Source organism: Sutterella parvirubra YIT 11816, from assembly GCF_000250875.1.
GTDB classification, from domain to species: domain Bacteria; phylum Pseudomonadota; class Gammaproteobacteria; order Burkholderiales; family Burkholderiaceae_F; genus Sutterella; species Sutterella parvirubra.
The window spans coordinates 1-1,340 of record NZ_JH604954.1 but is presented as its reverse complement, the minus strand read 5'-3'; the positions used below and the strand labels follow the sequence as shown (position 1 = coordinate 1,340).

At 59.0% G+C, this 1,340-nt stretch carries 3 protein-coding genes; 2 read left to right on the top strand and 1 reads right to left on the bottom strand.

All coding sequences use genetic code 11. From position 1 onward, the window contains the following. Positions 1–11 precede the first annotated feature (11 nt). Complete coding sequence (locus tag HMPREF9440_RS10990) at positions 12–173, top strand: type II toxin-antitoxin system HicA family toxin (RefSeq protein WP_087943828.1); 162 nt, start codon at positions 12–14, stop codon at positions 171–173. A gap of 70 nt (positions 174–243) precedes the next feature. Beyond that, positions 244–678, top strand: coding sequence for a type II toxin-antitoxin system HicB family antitoxin (locus HMPREF9440_RS05135; protein ID WP_008542139.1), 435 nt, complete (start codon positions 244–246; stop codon positions 676–678). 235 nt (positions 679–913) lie between these two features. On the opposite strand, the gene HMPREF9440_RS05130 is transcribed toward HMPREF9440_RS05135, so the two are convergent. Next, positions 914–1,340: MFS transporter (locus HMPREF9440_RS05130; protein ID WP_008542138.1), on the bottom strand; the 427-nt coding region annotated here is incomplete at its 5' end.

Below are 1,340 nucleotides of genomic sequence, written 5' to 3'. Positions count from 1 at the left end.
AAAGGGCCCCGGTGAAGAGGTTCCTTAAGGCCGCCGGCGTAAAGATTGTGGATGGCGGAAGTCATCTCAAGCTTTACTACAAGGGCAGGCAATCCACTTGCCCACGGCATCCCAGCCACGAGATCTCGAATGCGTTTGCCAAAAAGATCAAGAAACAACTGGGTGTGAACTAACAGTTCGTAGATAAAACGAGGGGCATCAGCCCCTCGTCAACCTACGACATCAATCACTGAGGAACAAGCCGTGACGTCCGCTTTTCGCTATCCCGCGCAAATTGAACCAAACGGCGAAGGAGGTTTCATTGCATCCTTCAGGGATATTCCTGAAGCCCTGACCGAGGCCTGGACCGAGGAGGAACTTCAAAAAAACACCCTGGATGCTCTGATTACCGCCATCGATTTTTATATCGAGGATCGCCGTCGTTTCCCCCAACCCTCTGAATTCCGCCCCGGGGATATGGCGGTCGAGCTCCCCCCCTCCGTAGTCGCTAAGGTACTTCTACTTAACACCATGATCGAGACGAACACCCGTCCGGCTGATTTGGCCCGTAAACTGGGTGTCAGTCGGCAAGAAGTCTCACGACTCATGGACCTGCGTCACACCACTAAAATTGACACCGTTGCTAGGGCCCTTTATGCCCTAGGTCGTCGTTTAGACCTCTCGCTGTCTGCGAGTTGACTCATCCCCTTCGTTTAGAACACTGAGAGGGCCTCCGGTTTTGGGAGGCCCTCTCTTTTTCTCACAGCTGCGCCCTCACGCTCCCTGCCCAATGAATCATTCCGGTGAGAATCGGCTCCGCCATTCCTTTCGCGAAGTCGTCCGAGGGACCTCCCGGTTGGAAGCAAACATCCCGGACGAAGGCGTCTTCCCATCCGGTACAACGCTCTGCTTCAAGAGACCTCCAAGGGGTTTCTCAGCCCTCTTCCTCCAACCGCTTCACCGACCGCACCCCGGTCGCGAGCCACGCCAAGGCCACCAGCGCGAACACCGCCCCGAACCCGAACGAAGCCCCCGGCCCCGCAAGGTCCCAAAGCACCCCTGCGGCCGCGCCCGCCACGAGCAGACTCATGCCCGACGCCAGGTTGAAGAGCCCGAAGCCCGTCGCCCGCCAGTCGGCGTCGGTCGTCTTGGCGACCAACATCGAGAGCACGCCCTGCGTCGCCCCCAGGTGCAGGCCCCAGAGCAGAATCCCGAGCCCGATCCCCCAGACGTCCGCCCAAAGCGCGAAGACGACGTCGGAGAGCACCAAGAGCACCAACCCCACGCCCAGAAGCGTCGTCGGTCGGACGCGGTCGGCAAGCGCCCCGAAGGGGCTCGAAACTGATACAATAAATCTAATC